15 protein-coding genes, 7 tRNA genes and 1 riboswitch are annotated in these 20,292 nt (G+C 44.8%); all 22 genes read right to left on the reverse strand.

Annotation, left to right across the window (positions count from 1 at the left end; all coding sequences use genetic code 11):
- Positions 1–140: 140 nt before the first annotated feature.
- Positions 141–1,433, reverse strand: a complete 1,293-nt coding sequence (locus tag GPK60_RS05455; protein ID WP_147631194.1) for an adenylosuccinate synthase — start codon at positions 1,431–1,433, stop codon at positions 141–143.
- 237 nt (positions 1,434–1,670) lie between these two features.
- Positions 1,671–2,798 (reverse strand): hypothetical protein, encoded by a 1,128-nt coding sequence (locus tag GPK60_RS05460; protein WP_215659034.1) that lies wholly within the window; start codon positions 2,796–2,798, stop codon positions 1,671–1,673.
- A gap of 238 nt (positions 2,799–3,036) precedes the next feature.
- Positions 3,037–3,804 (reverse strand): formate/nitrite transporter family protein, encoded by a 768-nt coding sequence (locus GPK60_RS05465; RefSeq protein ID WP_173866693.1) that lies wholly within the window; start codon positions 3,802–3,804, stop codon positions 3,037–3,039.
- 156 nt (positions 3,805–3,960) lie between these two features.
- Positions 3,961–5,646, reverse strand: coding sequence for a formate--tetrahydrofolate ligase (locus GPK60_RS05470; protein ID WP_215659035.1), 1,686 nt, complete (start codon positions 5,644–5,646; stop codon positions 3,961–3,963).
- Positions 5,647–5,755: 109 nt separating this feature from the next.
- A riboswitch (THF riboswitch) is annotated at positions 5,756–5,847 on the reverse strand.
- A 124-nt stretch (positions 5,848–5,971) separates the two neighbouring features.
- A tRNA-Leu gene (locus GPK60_RS05475) sits at positions 5,972–6,051 on the reverse strand.
- Between the two features lie 72 nt (positions 6,052–6,123).
- The gene (locus GPK60_RS05480) at positions 6,124–7,863 is read right to left on the reverse strand and encodes a penicillin-binding Tp47 domain C-containing protein (protein WP_215659036.1); all 1,740 of its coding nucleotides are present in this window, start codon (positions 7,861–7,863) and stop codon (positions 6,124–6,126) included.
- Between the two features lie 112 nt (positions 7,864–7,975).
- On the reverse strand, positions 7,976–8,839 hold the full coding sequence (locus GPK60_RS05485; protein WP_215659037.1) for a 4Fe-4S binding protein: 864 nt from the start codon (positions 8,837–8,839) through the stop codon (positions 7,976–7,978).
- Between the two features lie 3 nt (positions 8,840–8,842).
- The gene (locus GPK60_RS05490; protein WP_215659038.1) at positions 8,843–9,340 is read right to left on the reverse strand and encodes an FMN-binding protein; all 498 of its coding nucleotides are present in this window, start codon (positions 9,338–9,340) and stop codon (positions 8,843–8,845) included.
- Positions 9,341–9,358: 18 nt separating this feature from the next.
- On the reverse strand, positions 9,359–11,047 hold the full coding sequence (locus GPK60_RS05495; RefSeq protein ID WP_173866697.1) for an FMN-binding protein: 1,689 nt from the start codon (positions 11,045–11,047) through the stop codon (positions 9,359–9,361).
- Between the two features lie 184 nt (positions 11,048–11,231).
- Positions 11,232–12,317 carry an FAD:protein FMN transferase gene (locus GPK60_RS05500; protein WP_215659039.1) on the reverse strand — a complete coding sequence of 362 codons (1,086 nt, stop codon included), beginning with the start codon at positions 12,315–12,317 and terminating at the stop codon, positions 11,232–11,234.
- Between the two features lie 425 nt (positions 12,318–12,742).
- Complete coding sequence (locus GPK60_RS05505; RefSeq protein ID WP_215659040.1) at positions 12,743–14,773, reverse strand: aryl-sulfate sulfotransferase; 2,031 nt, start codon at positions 14,771–14,773, stop codon at positions 12,743–12,745.
- 207 nt (positions 14,774–14,980) lie between these two features.
- Positions 14,981–15,053 (reverse strand) — tRNA-Lys (locus tag GPK60_RS05510).
- Between the two features lie 64 nt (positions 15,054–15,117).
- Positions 15,118–15,189, reverse strand: a tRNA-Gln gene (locus GPK60_RS05515).
- A gap of 4 nt (positions 15,190–15,193) precedes the next feature.
- Positions 15,194–15,267: transfer RNA gene (locus GPK60_RS05520), tRNA-His, on the reverse strand.
- Between the two features lie 7 nt (positions 15,268–15,274).
- A tRNA-Arg gene (locus GPK60_RS05525) sits at positions 15,275–15,348 on the reverse strand.
- 4 nt (positions 15,349–15,352) lie between these two features.
- Positions 15,353–15,423, reverse strand: a tRNA-Gly gene (locus GPK60_RS05530).
- 30 nt (positions 15,424–15,453) lie between these two features.
- Positions 15,454–15,528: transfer RNA gene (locus GPK60_RS05535), tRNA-Pro, on the reverse strand.
- Positions 15,529–15,934: 406 nt separating this feature from the next.
- Positions 15,935–16,414, reverse strand: coding sequence for a metallophosphoesterase (locus GPK60_RS05540; RefSeq protein ID WP_022118378.1), 480 nt, complete (start codon positions 16,412–16,414; stop codon positions 15,935–15,937).
- Positions 16,392–17,021, reverse strand: a complete 630-nt coding sequence (gene rdgB / locus GPK60_RS05545) for an RdgB/HAM1 family non-canonical purine NTP pyrophosphatase (RefSeq protein WP_022118379.1) — start codon at positions 17,019–17,021, stop codon at positions 16,392–16,394. Before rdgB ends, GPK60_RS05540 begins: the two co-directional genes overlap by 23 nt.
- A gap of 50 nt (positions 17,022–17,071) precedes the next feature.
- On the reverse strand, positions 17,072–18,433 hold the full coding sequence (locus tag GPK60_RS05550) for a lectin like domain-containing protein (RefSeq protein ID WP_215659041.1): 1,362 nt from the start codon (positions 18,431–18,433) through the stop codon (positions 17,072–17,074).
- A 20-nt stretch (positions 18,434–18,453) separates the two neighbouring features.
- The gene (locus tag GPK60_RS05555; RefSeq protein WP_173898462.1) at positions 18,454–19,605 is read right to left on the reverse strand and encodes a class I SAM-dependent RNA methyltransferase; all 1,152 of its coding nucleotides are present in this window, start codon (positions 19,603–19,605) and stop codon (positions 18,454–18,456) included.
- A gap of 32 nt (positions 19,606–19,637) precedes the next feature.
- Positions 19,638–20,180, reverse strand: a complete 543-nt coding sequence (gene yfcE / locus GPK60_RS05560; protein WP_215659042.1) for a phosphodiesterase — start codon at positions 20,178–20,180, stop codon at positions 19,638–19,640.
- Positions 20,181–20,292 lie beyond the last annotated feature (112 nt).

The following is a 20,292-nucleotide window of genomic DNA, read 5'->3' on the forward strand; positions in this document are numbered from 1 at the left end:
GAATTCCCAAGAAGGCACTTTTACGTGCCCTTCGGGGAATTCGTTCATTTGCACATGCACTACTATTCTTTTGCAAACAGTCTTTTAAAACACTCGGCATTTCAATTCTTTACACCTGCCAGGAAACCACCGACAACTTTTTATTTGGAGAGTTTACTCTCGCGATAGATGATATCATCTCTTCCTGGTCCGTTAGATACCATGGTGATCGGGAATCCGATGTGTTCTTCTACGAACTCGATGTATTTCTTGCAGTTCTCCGGCAGATCTTCGTATTTGCGGATTCCGCGGATATCGCTCTTCCAGCCTGGCAGTTTCTCCAGAACCGGTTTTGCTTTTTCCAGCTGTGCGGTAGTCGGGAAATCGGTGGTAACTTCTCCGTCGATCTCATAACCTGTGCAAACCGGAATCTCATCCAGGTATCCCAGAACATCCAGAACGGTAAATGCTACATCCGTAGCTCCCTGCATACGGCATCCATATTTGGAAGCCACACAGTCAAACCATCCCATACGGCGAGGACGACCTGTGGTTGCTCCGAACTCTCCGCCGTCTCCACCGCGTTTTCTCAGCTCATCTGCTTCTTCTCCAAAGATCTCACTTACGAACGCACCTGCTCCTACTGCACTTGAGTAAGCTTTGCATACCGTCACGATCTTGGTGATCTCATACGGCGGCAGTCCTGCACCGATTGCACCATAAGCTGCCAGTGTGGAAGAGGAGGTAACCATCGGGTAGATTCCGTGATCCGGATCTTTCAGTGTTCCCAGCTGTCCTTCCAGAAGAACCGTTTTGCCTTCTTTCAGTGCATTCCACAGATACAGGGAAGTATTGCATACAAATGGTTTTACCATTTCGCGATATTCCTTCAGTGTTTCCAGAATCTCTTCCGGAACCAGCAGTGGTTTGTGATAGAGATGCTCTAACATGACGTTTTTCTTTTCACATACGTCTTTTAATTTTCCAAGCAGTCTTTCTTCATCAAAAAGCTCATTTACCTGGAAACCGATTTTTGCGTATTTATCTGAATAAAATGGTGCGATACCTGATTTGGTAGATCCGAATGATTTTCCTGCCAGACGTTCTTCCTCATATTTATCAAATAAAATATGATATGGCATTACGATCTGTGCACGATCAGAGATCAGAAGTTTCGGCATCGGAACACCACGTTCTACGATGCTGTTTAATTCATTTATCAAAACAGGTATATCCAGAGCAACACCATTTCCAATGATGCTTGTCGTATGGCTGTAAAATACACCTGACGGAAGTGTATGCAGTGCAAATTTTCCGTAATTGTTTACGATCGTATGACCTGCATTTGCTCCTCCCTGAAATCTTACGATGATGTCTGCTTTTTCAGCCAGCATATCGGTAATCTTACCTTTACCTTCATCGCCCCAGTTTGCTCCTACAATAGCCTGTACCATATGTGTCTCCTCCTGTGAATAGCTGTCATACTGCATTTTGCAGTATTTCTCCTATTATATGAGAACCAAAATTCTCTTTTTTATTTTTGAATAGTTACAATAACAATCCTTGTCCAGTATACTACAGTTTCCATCGTTCAGTCAACACAGAAACCAACTGTTTTCCGGCATTTTTACAGAAAGAAAAGTACAGAACCTGAAATTACCACGAAACGATTCTGTACTCCATTGCCAGCCTTATAAGTACGGCTGCATATAATTATAAAGGTTCATGTACGTCAGACTGTCGTAGTGCAGTCCGTCTGCGGTATTAAATCCCATCGACTGCAGATACTGATATGTATTGACAAAATTGTTTGGAAACGCCGCCTGCATTTTCTGATTAAACACCGTAATATTGGCCGGTTTTGCATAACCTTTGTAAAGTTTTCTGTTGACTGGATTTACGGACATGATCACAAATTTTGTATTCGGATACACTCTGATCAGCCACTGATAAGAGGCTATGTACTGATCAATATTTCCAAGATCATTGATACCATGATTCAAAATCACAGTCGCTGCCGGATTCTCATTGAGCATTTTCACCAGCTTCGGAAGTGCTTTTGTGCTGTACCAGGAATAACCACTGCCGACTTCCGCCAGATAGTACTCTGTCAGGTTTTCTTCTGTGCGGATCTGAAGAAGTTTATCGTAAGATACACAGCCCATTGCATTACTTAAACCTACCGTTCTGGAGTCCCCGACAAAGATATGCAGTTTGTCAACAGTCGTGGCAGTATTGTCCGCATCGCCTCCTGTGGTGTTGCTCTCGTCCGTCACTTCGGAGGTATCCGGTTCGGTCGCGATCTTGATGGCCGCACCGGTGATTTTATCCAGCTGATACTCTCCTACCGTCTTTCCTTTCTGAAGGACACCTTTGTTATTAAAATAGTAAAGGGTATTTTTGATCGTATGCCATCCGGTCACTCTTGCACCTGTCTTTTTTGCCAGAAAATACCGTTTCCCGGAGATCGTTTTCCATCCGGTGCAGAGTGCCCCTTTGTTCTTGCCGCTCTTGCGAAGATAGTACCAGGAATTTTTATATTTCTTCCAGCCGGTCTGCATATAACCGTTTTTATCAAAATAGTAAATCTTATTGTTGATCTTTTTCCATTTGTTCTTCGGGCACTTGCCGTTTGCATAAATATACTTCCAGCCGCTCCAGTATTTTACAAACCATCCGGTCTGTGCTTCTTTTACTTTCGGAATCAGTGCATAGCCTGTCTCAGCATGAACCTGTTTCCCAGAAAAGCCCCCCAGCATGCATATGCATAAAAATGTTACAACAATCTGCAGGTATTTTCTTTTTCTTTGCTTGCTCATATTTTCCTCCTTACATCTGTTGACGTAACCTTGTTTACTTTAACATATATTACATTTTTTTACAAGTCTGTTACGATTTTTTCTGTATTTTTGAATTTGAAGCCATACTTTGAAACACTCCAGGTTCACAAAAACACTATGCAAGAATTTTGAAAATTTTTTTGACAACAAAAAAGCAGGTATCTTCTTTTTGGAAGGTTACCTGCTCACGTGCGTTCGACTTGAATTTTCTGTTATTTTAATCCTTTTTCTGGATCAGATAATATGGCAATGCCACAAACAGAATACCGCCCAGCATATTGCCGGCTGTGACGATCAGAAGATTGTAAAGCACTCCCCCGATCGTGATAGCTGTACCCGGATCTAACAGACCAATCGTAAAAAAGGTCATATTGGCAACGCTGTGCTCATATCCGCTGGTAACAAAGGTCATCACACCCAAGATCGCCATCATGATCTTGCCAGTCTCTGTTTTCATTTTGATGCTGCACCACACCGCAAGACATACACAGATATTACAGAAGATCGCTTTTGCAAAAAGCTCCATCGGAGCTGCGGAGACTTTCGCCACTGCCGCATTTCTCAAGAACGTTCCAACTTCCTGTCCGTTCATCAGTCCGGTCATCATAAAGATTCCGGCTGTCACAACAGAACCGAGCAGATTTCCCAGATAGCAGACGATCCACACTTTGATCGTTTTCCCCCAGGAAACTTCTCCTTTTATAGATGCTGCACTCATTGTAAAATTATTTCCGGTAAACAGTTCCGCACCTGCCATAAACACAAAATTTAATCCTACTGCAAAAACAAGTCCGTTCAGCAATTTCGTTGCCGGACTTCCCGCTGCATTGAAATATCCTCCCACAACGCCCATCAGCACGCAGCCCAGTCCGACAAACATTCCTGCCAGGAAAGCAGCTGCCACATATCCAAGCGGATTCTTTTCCAGAAATTCCACTTTTTTCTTTGCAGCACCACAAACTGCCTGATACTCTTCTCGAAACATATACGCACCTCGCTTTTTCTTCTTATATTTACATTAAAAAGATGCCAGAGTCAAAAGGCTGGTATACCCATTGAACCCTGGCATCTGCTTGCTGGGAATCTTTCATCCCTGTCTTATGAAAAAATGCATATGACCTTTGCGATCATTTTGTTTTGATCAGAACAGTCCGGAAATCTTTCCTGTCTCATCTACGTCGATTCTCTCAGCCGCCGGAACTTTCGGCAGTCCAGGCATGGTCATAATATCACCGGTCAGTGCTACGATGAATCCTGCACCTGCGGAGATCTTCAGGTTACGAACAGTAATCTCAAAATCTTTCGGAGCACCCAGTTTTGTCTGGTCATCCGTTAAGCTATACTGTGTTTTTGCCATACAGATCGGGCAGTTGCCAAATCCCATATCTTCGAGCTGTTTTGCCTGTTTCTTTGCATTTGCTGTCAGGACAACTCTGCTTCCGCCGTAGATCTTCTGAACGATCTCATTCAGTTTATCTTCGATAGAACCTTCCAGTTCGTATGCATAAGTAAAGTCGTTTGGCTGATCACACAGACGGATCACTTCTTCTGCCAGAGCGATTCCGCCTTCGCCGCCTTTTGCCCATACTTCAGAGAGAACAACATTTACGCCCAGTTCTTTACATTTCTCTTCAACCAGTTTCAGTTCTGCTTCTGTATCGGTCGGGAATGCATTGATTGCAACAACGCAAGGCAGTTTGTATACGTTTGTGATATTGCTTACATGTTTCAGCAGGTTTGGCATACCTTTTTCCAGAGCTTCCAGATTTTCGTTGTTCAGGTCTGTTTTTGCAACGCCGCCGTTGTATTTCAGTGCACGAACGGTTGCTACGATAACAACTGCGTTTGGTTTCAGACCTGCCATACGGCACTTGATATCCAGGAATTTCTCAGCACCTAAGTCAGCACCGAATCCGGCTTCTGTGATGGTGTAATCAGCCAGTTTCAGACACATCTTGGTTGCTGTTACGGAGTTACATCCATGAGCAATGTTTGCGAACGGACCGCCGTGTACGATTGCCGGTGTTTTCTCCAGTGTCTGTACCAGGTTTGGTTTCAGTGCATCTTTCAGAAGAGCTGCCATAGCTCCCTGTGCATTCAGGTCACCTGCGGTAACCGGTTTCTGCTCTGCGATCTTTCCGTATGTATAGCCAATGATGATTTTAGACAGTCTTTCTTTCAGGTCTGTGATATCACGTGCCAGACACAGAACTGCCATGATCTCAGAAGCAACGGTGATGTCATAACCATCTTCTCTTGGCATTCCGTTTGTCTTTCCGCCAAGTCCGTCTACTACGTTTCTCAGCTGACGGTCGTTCATATCCACGCATCTCTTCCATGTGATCTTTCTCGGGTCAATGTTCAGTGCGTTGCCCTGGAAAATGTGGTTGTCGATCATGGCTGCCAGCAGGTTGTTTGCTGCACCGATCGCATGGAAGTCACCTGTGAAGTGGAGGTTGATATCTTCCATCGGAACTACCTGAGCATATCCGCCGCCGGCTGCTCCGCCTTTTACACCGAATACAGGTCCAAGTGACGGCTCACGAAGAGCTACCATAACTTTTTTACCAAGTCTTGACATTCCGTCTGCCAGACCTACAGATGTGGTTGTCTTTCCTTCTCCTGCCGGAGTCGGGTTGATTGCGGTAACCAGGATCAGCTTGCCGTCTTCGCCTTCTTTTTCTCTTAACAGATTGTAGTCAATTTTTGCTTTATAATTGCCGTACTGCTCCAGATATTTACGGTCAATACCTGCTTTGTCTGCAATTTCTGTGATTGGAGCCATCGTTGTCTCCTGTGCAATTTCAATGTCTGATTTGAATCCCATGATGTTCATTACTCCTTTCTTTATTAACCGCTTTTTGCGGTAATTAGCTGTTTTTGGGTAAAAAAATGCCGCACAAAAATAAAGGATAAAATATCCTGGTTCTTTGTGCAGTAGCGGAAGCGAGACCGTAACGCGGTATAACCTTCGTTCGTCGGAAGCCTCCCCCTCCAACGACACTTTACGTACGATATCTACTCTACTTATATGTAAAGCTTCTGAAAACTCTAAAAAAATCCAAAGCTTTTTTGTATATATTTACTATATCTCAACTGTCTGAAATTGTCAAGCAGATGAATAGAAAAAATTGTCTCTTTTCTGTAAAGAATGCGGCCAGTGAGACTCGAACTCACACGGTTGCCCACTGGCACCTAAAACCAGCGCGTCTGCCAATTCCGCCATGACCGCATGCTGTTTTATTATACAAAAGCAGGCACACCCTGTCAAGTGTGCCCGCCCGAAAAATCTGAAAACTTACGCTTATTTTTTGATTTTAACGCTCTTTACTGCTGAAAACTGACCAAGTGCTTTTTTGCCGTTTACTTTTTTGTAAGCTTTGATTTTATAGTAGTATGTTTTTCCTTTTTTCAGATTTTTGTTGGTAAAGGTAACCGTCTTTCCTTTGTTGATGGTTTTTACTGCTGCGTATTTTCCGTTTTTCTTTGTTGCACGGTATACAACATAACCATCTGCATTTTTAACCTTTTTCCATTTCAGGACTGCTTTTCTGCCTTTTGTGTTCTTGACAGAGTTCAGTTTTACTTTTGCTTTGTAAGCAGTCTGTGTCTGGTTGTTCTTATCATTGTTGATATCTGTTTTTGTTTCCGGTGTCTTTGTCTCGGTTTCTTTCTGTACTTTTACCAGATCTTTGATCGCATTCTGCAGATGAGCGATCGCTTCGTTTACTGTTGCCTGTGTATGCGGTGTTTTCAGCTCATCTTCTGCTTCTGCCAGCTCTGTCTCAAAAGATGCCCAGCTAGAAGCGGTGTAGTCTGCTTTTACCAGTTTCTTTGCTTCGTCTACCACTTTCTGCAGTTCTGTGGTATCTACTTTCTCATCACCTTTATTGTCAGATACGATGTTCTCAGATGTTGCCTGTACTTCAAAGGTATAATCCTGATATCCCAGTGCATATACAGTTACTTTCCAGTATCCGGTTCCGTCGGTTCCTTCCGGCAGCTGGCAGCGAAGGGATTTCGTCAGTCCAAGCTGAACACCCATGGATTTGTGCATCCAGTTGTCTGCTGCAAATTTTGTTCCGTAGGTTGCCAGTTTGTTTGTGTAAGTGCTGTCATTTCCATAGTAGTCCCAGCGAACTGTCTGCATATTTGCACCCAGATCACCATAAGCATCTCCTGTCAGGTCAACACGGATAAATGCACCGTAAGTCTCAGCATCATCCGCGGAACGTACCGTCTTTACAATCTTTGTCTCATCGACTGTTTTCTGTGCTTCATTTTTGATACCGGAATTGCTTCCTGTCTTTCTTGCCGCAAAAGAATAGGTTCCGTCTGCATTTTTTGTTGCAACTTTCAGACCATTGGTATCTGCAGTTACTTCTGCTGTCTTTGTATATGCTTTCAGTGCTTTCTCCGTATATCCGCCTTCGATTGCAGATGCATCTTCTGTTACGCTGTATTTCTTGCAGAAATCTGCATAATCTTCTGTTTTGACTGCAACCGGTACATATTTGATTCCTTTTACTTCATAATCCTCCATGGTTGCCGTTTTTGTCTCACCGTTTTCGGTGTAGGTGATCGTACCTTTATCAAACTGGATCTTGCTTCCGTCTGTCAGGACTGCATAGACAACTTTTTTCGTAGTATCCTGTCCATTTTCATCCTTTGCCGACACTTCTTCGGATGTCCAGTAAGAGATTTCATATGCTTTTCCATCGGTATCACGGATCACAGCATCACACTGGAAACTTCCGCGGTGCAGTCCGTGGTTTTTCGTTGCACGCGTTACAACGTCAAATGCACCTTTATCATATTCTCCTCTGGCATCCGCTTCTTCGGAGGAAGATTTCAGTGTACTTCCGCTTGCCAGATAAACATTTTCATTCTGCCAGTACTCTGCCCAGTCCAGACTTGCATAAACGTATTTGTAATCTGAATCTGCTGCATTGACCGGTGCTGCTGTCGGGCAGATACCGAGCATCATTGCTGCTGCGACTGCGATTGCCAGTGACTTTTTCATGTTGATGGTTCTTTTTTTCATGAGTATTCCTCCTCGAATAATAATTAGTTTGTTTTATTAAAAATTAGCATTTGCTAACCAATAACCTTAAAAATAGTTCCGCCCGGCATAAAAGAAGGCTACTCCCTTTTGCCTATGCCAGATGGAACAGGTAAAGCACGCCAAGCAGCAGCAATGCTCTGAAAACCGTAAACCACACTTCATTGCCGCGAAGTTTCGGCACTCTCGTATGGATATTTCCTTTCGGGCAGATGTCCACACACTTCTGACACTGGAAACATTCTCCCGGCGTCTCGATCGAACTGCTCTTTGGAAGTCCCAGTTCTGCCGGACAGTTTTTCGTGCATGCCCTGCATCCTTTGATGCAGTTTTCACGGTCTCTTGCCAGTGTCAGGAACGGTAGTGCCGGAAGCAGGGAAAAGACAGCACCCATCGGACAGAAAAAACGGCAGAAAAAGCGTTCCTGCACACACATGCCGATCATCAGAATAGTCAGCAGTACAATTCCGATGGCATATCCGCCAAGTTTGAAGTTTCCGGCACGGATCATGGAAAAAACTTCCCACGGACTGGTGCCCTTTGTTTTTGCATAAACGCCTGCATAACATAACAGGCTGATCATAGCCAGCACGATGTATTTCAGCAAATATAAATACTTTGTGATCTTCTCTGAAATACGGTACGGTTTTTTCCTGATTTTTTTACAGATCCACAGATAAATACCATGCAATGCATCTCCGAAACTTCCGAATGCACAGGCAAATCCGCAGAAAAACCGACCGAACAGAATGGTATAAAGGCAGAGGACGCACAGAGCTGTGACAAAACTTGCCATGCCGATCGCATCTCCTTTGCCAATCTGCGTAAACAGATATTTTACACCGGAAAATGCAGCTGTAAAAGCGGATGGTACCAGCAGAAAGAAGATCAGCTGTATAATAGCTCTTACATAGCGATGTACTTGTTTTTGCTTTTTTCTGTCAAGTTTCTTGTTCATTTCTTATTCCGCCTTTTCAAGTGCCTGTGTAACTGCTTCCCGGATTCCGGTTGAACTGAAGGTCGCTCCGCTGATCGTATCCACGTCCGCCGACTGTGCATCTACGATATCCTCGATGATATCCTTTGCCATTTCAAGGTATGCACTGTCCTCTTTTTGTGCTTCTTTGACTTCAATGCACGTGATTTCTCCGCTCTCGATCGTCACTTCCACAACGACCTTGCCGCCAAATCCCTGCCCTTTCCCTTCGTAAGTGCCGTCCTTCCAGCCTCCGTCTGTATTCTTGGCATCTGCACCTTTTAAAGCCTCTGCCGCTGTATTTTCTGTTTTCTTTGCCTGCTGTTCCTTTAAAGCTGAAACGGTCATCTTGCTGCCCTCCAGCTCTGCGGTCAGCCTGGCGATCTCATCTCGCTGCTCCCGCATTGCAAGCACGGTATTGTAACCGCCGATCAGAAACAGTAGCAGCACAAGGCTGCACATTTTTATCCAGAATTTTTTCATCAGAATCTTCCTTACTTTTTACTCACTTTGTTGCACGATCTTTGCACTCTCAAGTGCCTGTCTGCAGGCTTCTAAAAGGGCATTGGATGAACAGGTCGCACCGGATACCACATCGATCTCGTCCAGGCTGTTCTTTGCCAGAACCTGTGCTACCACTCCCTGTGCTTTTCTTGTGCCTTCTGCCGCCCTCTTTATATAAAGAGCATCTGCAGCCACATAACCTGCTCCGCTTCCGGCAACGTTTGTGATCGCTGTGATCTTGTCATCTTTGATCGTGACGGTCGCAGTCAGTGTATAATCGTCAAACGCTCCTCCGCCAGAGGAAGTGCAGGTTGCCGAAGCGGTATAATCTCCGTCGGCATACACTCTTTCTTTTTCACTCTCCGATGAAGATTCACTTTCTGAGGGTTTCTCGGTTTCTGCTGGCTTCTGCGTCTCGGTTTCTGCCGGCTTTTCGGTTTCTTTCCCGTTAGTTGCCTCTTTTGCATGATTCAGGGCATCTTTGATCGCTTCCAGGATTCCCTTCGAGCTGTAAGTTGCTCCCGACACGGTATCTATTTTCCTGGTACTCTGTTTTTTTACAATCTGGTCTGCCACTGCTTTTGCCTTTTTGACAAATTCTTCCCCGTCTCCGTCTGTCTCTGTCACCAGGATTGAGGTGACTGTCTTATTCTGGATGACCACTGCAACGGTGATATCTCCCATATATCCTTCCCCGGTTCCATAGTAGATACCATCTTTATATGGAAACTTTCCAGTCACCTGTGGAGTGACAGTTCCAGATGTATCGTTATTCTTTTTCTCGGTTTCTTTCTTATTGTCCCCGGTTGTCTTTGTCGTTTTTGCCTGATCTACAGCATTTCGGATCGCCTCGATCAGACCGGCCGAACTGTAAGTTGCCCCGGACACGCCGTCTACGTTGGTGCTCTGTTTTTCGATCACCGTGCTGATCAGTGCGGATGCCTTCTGCATATAGCTGCTTCCGTCCTGATGTTCCACGATCTCAATACTTTTGATCTTGTTATCTTTGATCACAACTTTTACTTTCACCGTTCCGCCAAATCCGGTTCCGGTGCCATAGTAAGTGCCGTCTTTGCAGGTCTGATCTTTGTCTTCCGCCACCTGCGTGATCTTTCCACTTCCGGCTGCTGCCGATGCCCCGCCTGTGCCGCCCGCTGCCGGTGAAGTACTGGTATCCTTCTCTCCGGTCAATGCATTTTTCACGGCACTTATAATGCCTCTGGAACTATAGGTCGCACCGGATACCACATCCACATCCGTCTTCTGCCCGGAAAGGATCTTATCGATCACGCCCTTCGCTCTTCCAAAGAAAGCCGCATCTTCTCCTTCGGCACTCACGACATTGATTTCTGTGATCGTCTTGTCTTTTATTACGACCGAAACTTTAATCGTTCCGCCAAATCCCTGACCTTCCCCGATATAAGTTCCATCTTCCAGATCAAAGTTTCCTTTTGCCGCTTTCTTTTTGCTTTCTGTTTTTGCGGCTTTCTTTGTTTTTTTCTTTATTTTGGACGTTTGCTGTCCTTTTTCTTCTGTGCTTTGTGTTGTTTCTTCCTGGAGTGTGATTTCTTCTGCTTTGGCTTCGTAAGTGGCCGGCGTATATCCCGCTAATGTTTTTCCCATGCATCCGGCCAGTACAATAACCGCCAGCATCGGTGCAAACGCTGATAATTTTTTCCAGTTCATCTTACCGCTCCTCCAGTCTTATGATTCTTGTCTTTTATCTCAGTCGAGAAGACTCCCACTTCTGCAAGTGAGTAATAACACTCCAAGTCTTTCTCAGTGGGAGTATAATCTCCGACTGAGATAAACGCTCCGCGAGGATGTGCAGTGATTCTGAGAAGAATATGTCAGCTTTCGCTGACCAGAATCACGCACCAAGTCTCACGTGCGTTCGACTTGAATGCTTTGTTATGATTTCTGTCTTTTTTACCGCATCATCCGGTGTAAACTGATCCGCAATGTTCTCTGTCACCGATACGGTTCCGTCTTTTTCTACCAGAATCGCATCAAATTCTTCGCTGTGTGCCCGCCAGTATGCCACTGCTTTTTCTTTTCCCATCACAAAAAGTGACGTAGACAGACCATCTGCCAGCGTTCCGTCCGCACTGACGATCGTCACAGATGTCAGTCCACTGTCTGCCGGATATCCTGTTTTCGGATCCAGTATATGCTGATAGGTCTTGCCGTCCTGTTCAAAATAGCGTTCATAACCGCCGGACGTGATCACCGCACGATCCTGTGTCTCAAGGACACCAAGATAATTTTCCGTATCTTCTGGATTCTGAACGGCAACTCTCCATTTGCTTCCATCTGTTTTGATTCCAAGTACCTGTACGTTTCCGCCAAGGCTTACCATTCCGCTTGTGATGCCATGTTCACGGAAAATATCCATGATCCTTCCGGAAGTATAGCCCTTTGCGATTCCTCCGAAATCAATCTCCATTCCATCCTGTTCAAAGCTGACGGTCTGATCTTTCTCATTAAAATCAATTTTTGAAGAATCCGCCAGAGGCAGTAGTTTCTGCAGTGTTTCCTTATCCGGAACTTTATAATTGCCGTCTGTAAAGCCCCATTCCTGCATCAGTGGGTAAATACCGATCTCAAAACAGCCATCCGTACTTTTCCAAATCTCAAGTGCACGCTCAAGAAGATAAGAAGTATCTTCCGAAATGCTTCCTCCTCCATTCTGGTTCAGCTTATAGATCTCACTGTCCGTCTCTCCTGTCGAAAGCAGTGCATCCAATCGCTCAATCTCTGCAATTGCATCCGAAACTGCACTTTCTGCATCTGCCCCATATGCAGTCACAGACATGTAAGTGTCCATCGCAAAAATATCCTGGCTCGCTGATTCTTCTGTGCCCTCTGTCTGCTCTGTTTTCTGCTGCTGTCCGCATCCTGCAGCCATTATACCGATCAGGATCACCATCAAAATTGCTGTGATCTTTTTTTTCATAAAATTTACCTGCCCTTTCTTTATTCGTTCAAGCAAATTAATGTTAGCTATTTCTAACTGTATCATCCTAGCATTACTGTTTTTTTGTGTCAATATTTTTCTTCTTATCAATCAATTTTTCTCATCAAGTTACGGCGGAGGTTTTGTAAATGTACAAAGGAAGGTTATAGAAACTGTGTTATGAATACAGAACGCCACTATCTTCCATAAATACTTTTGCTTTGCACATTTTCAAATGCTCCAGGCCTGCCCGGGGTCGCCTAAGCGGAATGTCACAAATTAATAATAAACCAAAAAAGGCAGAGGCATAGTGGCATAAGAATATGTCATGTGCTCTGTCTTTTATGTTTGGCATGCAAAAATTTTTCGCTTAAGTGACCCCTGGCTGGCCAGGAGCTTTTGGCAATGTGCAAAACCCTCCGCCTTTATTTTATCGTGATCGTCTGTGCCGTATCATAATATCCATCCTGATAAACACAGTAGATCTGATAGGTTCCTTTTTCCACTGTTGTAAGCGGGATCGGAATGCTCTCTGTACGCAGAAGATAGTCTTCTTCTCTGAGCTTCAGGAATGACTGATCATAAACATAGGATTTGTTCTCTCCTTTGAAAATAATCTGGGATACCTGACGGTTCCGCATCTCTGCAAACAGAATGCCTGCCGTCAGCTTAAAATTCAGTCCTTCTGTCAGCTGCTGCGTCGGCTCTTTGATTTTGGCAGTGGTTTCTGCCAGCGGGCGAAGCGTTCCTTTGATATAATCCTCCGGTTGCTGCATCGCTTCTGACATTGTCTCATAATTTGCTTTCAGTTCAATTGCACGGTAATAATTCTTGTTGATGTAATACTGATTGAGGATTTCACCGCTCTCATAATCAAACTCATAAGTCATACCTGTTTTGGCAGTGCCGCTTTTTACCGTTCCGCACATTCCAAAGATATGACCGCTGTCTGCATCGTAAGTGGTATTCGATGTAACGTTCGCCTTCACAACCGGTAGTTTTTTCAGAAGTGAAACCGTCTTTTCTTTTTCATTCACTGCATAAACTGTTACAAATGATCCTTTTTCATGATCATAATAATCTGCTTCCGGGTTACGATGGTTGTCAAACATCGTGATCTCTACCGTATCCGGATTGCCGTCCAGATCCGTATCAATCTGATAAACGGTATGCTGTCTGTAATGCCACAGAAAATCTGAATCCGGTGTAAGCACATATTTCTCGTATTTCGTTCCTTTAAAGACTTCCGGATTTGCCAGAATCCAGACGATTTCATGTGTGGTCCAGTTTAACTTCACACCGGAATTCAAGTTTCGCGGACTGATCAGAATGGTATCATCCTCCGCCTGATAGGAAACGGTATTTAAATGTGCCCAGTCAATCACGTCTTCGGTATAATCATTTCCAAAAAGCTCCGTCATCTCCAGACTGTTGACGATCTCTCCGCTCTTTCGGTCAAGCTCAATGATCTTGTCATCCACATGATCCTGCAGTGTGCTGGTCAGAATCAGAAGATTTCCATCCGGCTCTTTTTCAATGATTTCATGGTGCGTTCCGTGCGGAACAAGGTACATCTGTACAGCCCGTCCGAGATAATCCATTTCATACAAAACAGCAGGGAATGATTTTGTCACAGAAGAAACGTATCCGTAATTGTCCTGCATGATATAATTTCCATTCGAAAGCTGGAACACACCGTAAGTGGATGTTCTGTGGTTCAGATACCAGCGGATATCTCCGTTTACATCATAAGCGAACGGATAATACACGCCCTGACCGGAAATAATCGTAAGACCATAGGCAGATTCTCCGGAACTTTTTTCAACCGATACCATGTCATCCATCTCTTCCGGCAGTCCGTCAGTCTGAACTTTCAGTTCCATCTCTTTAATCGTCTGATCGTTGTCATCTAAAAGTTCCAGTTTTACCGAATTCTCCGTTTTCGGGTAAAGACCGATGATCGGTACCCGATGTCCTTTTGCTTTCACAGTCACACCGGTGATATCTGCTTCTTTTGTCTTTCCTTTTACAGTAACCCGGACACGGTATTCCTCATCTGTCTGAAATACTGCAACACCGGTCAGCGGTGAGATCTGGTAAGGATCCATGATCACTTCCGGCTCTTCAAAGGTATATGCACCGGACTGGACTTCCGCCTCGATCTGCTGGTCGATCTGCCAGGAGGTATCAACCATACTGGATTCTTTTGTGATCGTCGTGTCAATTTTGTCTGCATAGGAATCCTCCATCTGGAAAGAGGTTTCTTCATTCAGATTTTCTTTTACCTTTACTTCCTGTCCGTAATATCCATAAACATCACCTGTTAATGGAATCTGCTTATCCAGCATACGATACAGCGTATTGCGGATTCCGATCCGTTTCCAGTATCCAAGACCTGCTGCCACAACAACCAGAACAGTCAGTCCAAGAAACATCCATTTCTTTTTCGCTTTCATACTTTTAAATTCCCTTTCTTAAGAAAATATTAAGTTATCACACTGGCACTTATGATAAAAAACAAATGTGAGAAAAATTTGATACTGTAACTCTTTTTTTGCAGATACAGTATCACTTTTTGCCCGCTTTCTCGCTCCGCGCCAATGCCTCTGGCATTTCCTCGTTACTGCAACAAAAAAAAGATGCATTTCCATGCATCTTTCTCATGAGACATCGGGGATTCGAACCCCGGACAACTTGATTAAAAGTCAAGTGCTCTACCAACTGAGCTAATATCCCATATTTTGTTCTGAACTATACGAGCGAAAGCATCGGCACTTTTTGTCCAGCCGGCTTACGCTAGCTGGGCTAGCTGGATTCGAACCAGCGAATGCAGCAGTCAAAGTGCTGTGCCTTACCGCTTGGCGATAGCCCAAAAAGGTGGATAAAGGGATTCGAACCCTTGGCCTCCAGAGCCACAATCTGGCGCGCTAACCAGCTGCGCTATACCCACCATAAAACGAGCCTGGAGGGATTCGAACCCCCGACCCACGGCTTAGAAGGCCGTTGCTCTATCCAACTGAGCTACAGACTCAAAGAGCGGGTGATGGGAATCGAACCCACGTATCCAGCTTGGAAGGCTGGTGTTCTACCATTGAACTACACCCGCATATAAACTTGATGAAATTTAAAATTTCAGTCGGGGTGACAGGATTCGAACCTGCGACCTCCTGGTCCCAAACCAGGCGCTCTAGCCAAGCTGAGCCACACCCCGTTATTTGCTTATATGCATTTCTCTTTTTTTGTTTGACACGAGATATATTTTACAACTTCTATTTCTGTCTGTCAAGTACTTTTTTTACTTTTTTCAACATTTTTTTGTTGTCATTTTATTTTCCCGCTTTGTTTCCGGCTCATTGCCTTCAACGTGTTGTATCATACCATCGTTTTTCTCTCCTGTCAACACCTTTTTTCAAAAAAGTTTAAACAATTCCAAAAATTCCAAACAATTTTGATCTTCACCGTTTTTGCTGCGATCTTTTCACATCTGTTATCAAACGCTGCTTTTCTTCTATTTCAAGAATGCCTCCGGCACTGTTGCTGTGCGGTGTACGTCATCCATCATATGACATATTCTTCTGTGCACCTCTGCAATCCGCCGGAGGCTATATCAAGTTTTATCAGAGATAACAGATTTCATAGCGGGCTTCTCCCGCCTCATCTATGGTCATGATCATGTAACTTGGCCTGCGTCCTTCCTGTCTCGGATAAGACAGACTGCCCGGGTTTAAAATCGTGATCCCGTCTTCCGTATCCAGATACGGTTTGTGTGTATGCCCGAACATCACAATGTCTTTGCCCCTGCTCCTTGCCTGGCGGCGAAGCTCCTCGGTATTGAGGGAAACATAATAATAATGACCATGTGTGATCAGCACTTTATATTTGCCGAGTTCAAACTCGAGTTCTCTTGGAAGCATGGAAAAAAAGTCATTGTTTCCACTGACCATATAGGCTGCACACGGAACCAGACGGCGTATGTAATCTTCCTGTCCTTCCACATCTCCGAGATGGATCAGGGCATCGATCGGTTTTGTCATTTCGATCACCCGCTCCAGATTTTCCAGTCTTCCATGCGTATCACTGACGATCAGTATCTTCATATGCTCCCTCCTCACAATATTTTCTCAGCTGTTCTTTGATCGCACGCAGTGCCTTGCCTCTGTGGCTTAATTCATTTTTCACATCCGGCTCCAGCTGTGCCGTTGTACATCCATACTGTGGCAGATAAAAGATCGGATCATATCCAAAGCCATTCTCACCCTGTTCTTCGTATCCGATGATTCCTTCGATCGTGCCTTCACTGTGCAGCACTTCTCCATTTGGAAGAACCGCTGCAATCGCACAGACAAAACGTGCGGTACGTTTCTCATCCGGCACCCCTTCCAGACGGCTGATCAGATTTGCATTTTTGATATGATAGGAAGTATCTTCTCCCATATAGCGTGCAGAATAAATGCCCGGTTCCTTGTTCAGGTAGTCAATCTCCAGTCCAGAATCATCTGCAAGCACGATATCATGGCATTTTTCAAAGACTGCACTTGCCTTGATCTGTGCATTCTCTGCAAAACTCGTTCCATCTTCTACAATGTCTGCCTCTATACCGGCTTCTTTCATCGAGACAACCGGCATCCCCAGATCTCCCAGGATCATTTTGATCTCTTTCATTTTCCCGGCATTTCCGGTTGCAAAAACAATTCTTTTCTTCATGATTTTCTCCCTTCTGCTTTTGTTCATCCTATATTCGTTATCATAGCACATCAGCGATTATCTGTATAGGCTTTCAGGCAGATATTTCCGCCATACTCTTCTTCGATCCGGCTCCACCTGTAACCGTCCACGCTGACGTAGCCGCACCCGTCTTCCAGATTTACATTTGCAGTCTGGTCATCGGCCCGATATTCCATCGCCACTGGATAATCACTGCCCGGTGTGTTTATTTTGACCATAACAGCAAAACGTTCTCCTTCTGCTATGGAAATTTCTTTTTTCAGATCAATCGTATAAAACCCTTTTCGTTCCAGATGACCTTTCTGGATCTTCTTTGGCAAAACAAGTGACATCTCGTTTTTAAAATCTGCCGCCACATAGATTTCGTAATCCGACTCCGGCCCGGTTGCATAAAACCCGACTGCACGCAGCGTCTGTGTACTATCTGCCGTATAAACGTTTGCAAACCAGCAGCTTTCTTTTTTATAGCCCATATTTCCGACCCAGCCACACAGATCGGTCTGATAAAGATGGTCATAGTTATCTGTCCCGTCAATCCTTGTGTATGCCACACAGTTTCTGCCAATCTGTGTATCATCATAGGCAACATAAAATCTTCCGCCATCGCCAAAGCCTTCGCCCCAGCTGTTCTGACACAGAAACGCACCGTTTTTCGATGGAGTCTTCGTAAAATTCTCCGCCGGATAATCATCATCCCATCCAATGATCAGAATGTCATGGTTCACTTCATCCTCTCCATTATAATAGTAGGAAGTATTTTCCGGATCATAGTATTCAGATGTCACTTTCGTCCCGCCCATATCCATATAGATCGAGCTTTGAACGGCTCCGTACCGGTAAATCATTTCTTTGATCGCATCAAAATCCTTATCTTCTGCGATCCGAACTTCCTGCACATGTTTTACCGGAGAAAGGCCTTCCGGTGTAACACCGTCTCCATAAGGATCCATCTCTTCGGTCACCGGTCCCTGCCACGCCGTCAGATAGGCGATCGCAATGTTGTAGGCTCCTCCCTCTTCCTGACCGATTGCATAGCTGTTCTGTGTGGAAATGTGATCCGCCGAAAAAATGATATCCTCCTGCGGCAGCAGCCGTGATTCCAGGGCAGACGAAGTAACAACTGCCCAGCAAGTCCCAAACGTACCTTGATTTTTCACTTCCGGAGCTTTGCCCGTCATGCGTCCATCATAAGCGGACGGCAGACCTTCTTCCTGCTGTCCGTCTGGCTTCTGTGCCTGTTTTTTCGTTTTCTGCTTCCTGTTTCCGGTTTCTGTGGTTTCGTTCGTCTCTGTCTGATCCAGATGCAGCAGCCAGTCAATTGGTTCTTTGTATACATCATACAACAACGACACACTCAGGCATACGATCACGATCACCAAAGCATTTCGCATACTTCTTAAAAACCTTATTTTCAATTTTTCTCCCGTCTTGGAGGTTTTGGCCCCAGATACTGATAGAAATAGGTTTTGATCATACCATTATAGATCTTACGGTTCTTTTCCGCTTTCTTTCCTATATAATGCTGTGCATCCTCGTAACTGGTGATCATATATTTGGACCAGGTATCAAGACGGTCAAAGCTCTCTCCGATCTGCCGGTAAAGTGCCGGAAGTTCTGCTTTTTCTTCCAGACGCTCTCCATACGGCGGATTGGTGATGATAAAACCATACTTTTTCGGATGATGCAGTTCGCTAACCGGTCTTTGCTGGAAATGGATCAGTTCTTCCACTCCGGCTCTTCTCGCATTTTCTCTTGCACTGTGCACCACTGCCGCATCGATATCGTATCCCTGAATGTCTGTCTCGATATTCAGATTGATCTGCTCCTGTGCTTCTTCCACCGCATCGTACCAGTTTTTCTTCGGGATCAGATGCAGCCAGGCTTCTGATAAAAAGCTGCGGTTCATGCCCGGTGCCATGTTTGCCGCCATCATGGCGGCCTCGATCGGGAAGGTACCGCTTCCGCAGAACGGATCGACCAGAATACGGTCTTTTCTCCATGGTGTCAGCATGATCAGTGCTGCTGCAAGCGTCTCCGAGATCGGGGCTTTTGCTGTATTCTGACGATATCCGCGTTTGTGCAGCGAAATTCCGGTAGTATCAAGTCCGATCACCGCCTCATCCTTCATAAACGTTACCCTTACCGGAAAAGAAGCTCCGTCTTCTTCAAACCAGGACTTCCCGTAAGCCTTTTCCATCCTTTTTACCATTGCTTTTTTCACAATGGACTGAATATCCGAGGTACTGAACAGCTTACTCTTTACGGAAGTTGCCTTTGTAACCCAGAATTTTCCGTTTTCCGGAATATATTCTTCCCACGGAAGAGCACGGACGCCCTCAAAAAGCTCGTCAAACGTCTCTGCATGCACCGTTCCGACCTTCAGAAGGATCCTCTCCGCCGTCCGCAGAAAAATATTTGCATAGCAGATGGCCTCGGCATCTCCGAGAAAAGTCACCTTTCCGTCTTCCACTTTGCTGATCTCATAACCTAAATCTGTAATTTCCCGTTTCAATACTGCCTCCAGCCCAAAATGGCATGGGGCGATCAGTTCATAAATTTTCATATTTTCTCCGTATCTTCACATCTGTCCCTTGTCTACAGCTGCAGTTCTTTTATAATCGTTCCATCAAATCCTTTGATCGTAAACAGACCATCTTCCAGGATTGCATAACTTGGTGGATTTCCCTCTTTCGGGATCGATACCGATCCCGGGTTGAGCAGTGTATAACCTTCTCTTTTTTCTGCCTTTAATACATGTGTATGACCATGGATCAGAATATCCCCGTTTTTCAGAGGCGGCAGATTGTTTTCATTATAAATATGACCATGTGTGGCATATAGATTACGTTCTCCGTAAAGAATCAGAGCGTAATCTGCCATCACCGGGAAATCCAGTACCATCTGGTCTACTTCAGCCTCGCAGTTTCCGCGAACCGCACAGATATCATTCTTCATCGGGTTTAACATGGCAATCACTTCTTTGGGAGCATACTCTTTCGGCAGATCATTTCGCGGTCCATGATACAGAATATCCCCGAGAAGAATCAGGCGGCCTGCCTCCTCCGCCTGATATGCCTCCAGCATCTTTCTGCAATAATACGCAGAACCGTGTATATCAGATGCAAACATCAATTTCATATCGTATATTCTCCTTTTCTTTTTCACTTTGCATGTGAACTACCCATTGTCTAAAGCCAATGGGCTTCCTGCTTCGCAGACCTCGTAACCTACTATCTCCACAGGCGTTCAT

Source organism: Ruminococcus sp. MCC718 (genome assembly GCF_018783905.1).
Lineage (GTDB): Bacteria > Bacillota > Clostridia > Lachnospirales > Lachnospiraceae > Hominisplanchenecus > Hominisplanchenecus faecis.

Excerpts from the sequence above, each read along its gene's own strand:
- GPK60_RS05555 (WP_173898462.1), bottom strand. The coding sequence starts at position 19,605 with ATGAAAATTTATGAACTGATCGCCCCATGCCATTTTGGGCTGGAGGCA.
- GPK60_RS05550 (WP_215659041.1), bottom strand. The coding sequence starts at position 18,433 with ATGCGAAATGCTTTGGTGATCGTGATCGTATGCCTGAGTGTGTCGTTG.
- GPK60_RS05455 (WP_147631194.1), bottom strand. The coding sequence starts at position 1,433 with ATGGTACAGGCTATTGTAGGAGCAAACTGGGGCGATGAAGGTAAAGGT.
- GPK60_RS05465 (WP_173866693.1), bottom strand. The coding sequence starts at position 3,804 with ATGTTTCGAGAAGAGTATCAGGCAGTTTGTGGTGCTGCAAAGAAAAAA.
- GPK60_RS05480 (WP_215659036.1), bottom strand. The coding sequence starts at position 7,863 with ATGAAAAAAAGAACCATCAACATGAAAAAGTCACTGGCAATCGCAGTC.
- GPK60_RS05490 (WP_215659038.1), bottom strand. The coding sequence starts at position 9,340 with ATGAAAAAATTCTGGATAAAAATGTGCAGCCTTGTGCTGCTACTGTTT.
- rdgB (WP_022118379.1), bottom strand. The coding sequence starts at position 17,021 with ATGAAGAAAAGAATTGTTTTTGCAACCGGAAATGCCGGGAAAATGAAA.
- GPK60_RS05485 (WP_215659037.1), bottom strand. The coding sequence starts at position 8,839 with ATGAACAAGAAACTTGACAGAAAAAAGCAAAAACAAGTACATCGCTAT.
- GPK60_RS05505 (WP_215659040.1), bottom strand. The coding sequence starts at position 14,773 with ATGAAAGCGAAAAAGAAATGGATGTTTCTTGGACTGACTGTTCTGGTT.
- GPK60_RS05500 (WP_215659039.1), bottom strand. The coding sequence starts at position 12,317 with ATGAAAAAAAAGATCACAGCAATTTTGATGGTGATCCTGATCGGTATA.
- GPK60_RS05540 (WP_022118378.1), bottom strand. The coding sequence starts at position 16,414 with ATGAAGATACTGATCGTCAGTGATACGCATGGAAGACTGGAAAATCTG.
- GPK60_RS05495 (WP_173866697.1), bottom strand. The coding sequence starts at position 11,047 with ATGAACTGGAAAAAATTATCAGCGTTTGCACCGATGCTGGCGGTTATT.
- GPK60_RS05470 (WP_215659035.1), bottom strand. The coding sequence starts at position 5,646 with ATGGGATTCAAATCAGACATTGAAATTGCACAGGAGACAACGATGGCT.
- yfcE (WP_215659042.1), bottom strand. The coding sequence starts at position 20,180 with ATGAAATTGATGTTTGCATCTGATATACACGGTTCTGCGTATTATTGC.
- GPK60_RS05460 (WP_215659034.1), bottom strand. The coding sequence starts at position 2,798 with ATGAGCAAGCAAAGAAAAAGAAAATACCTGCAGATTGTTGTAACATTT.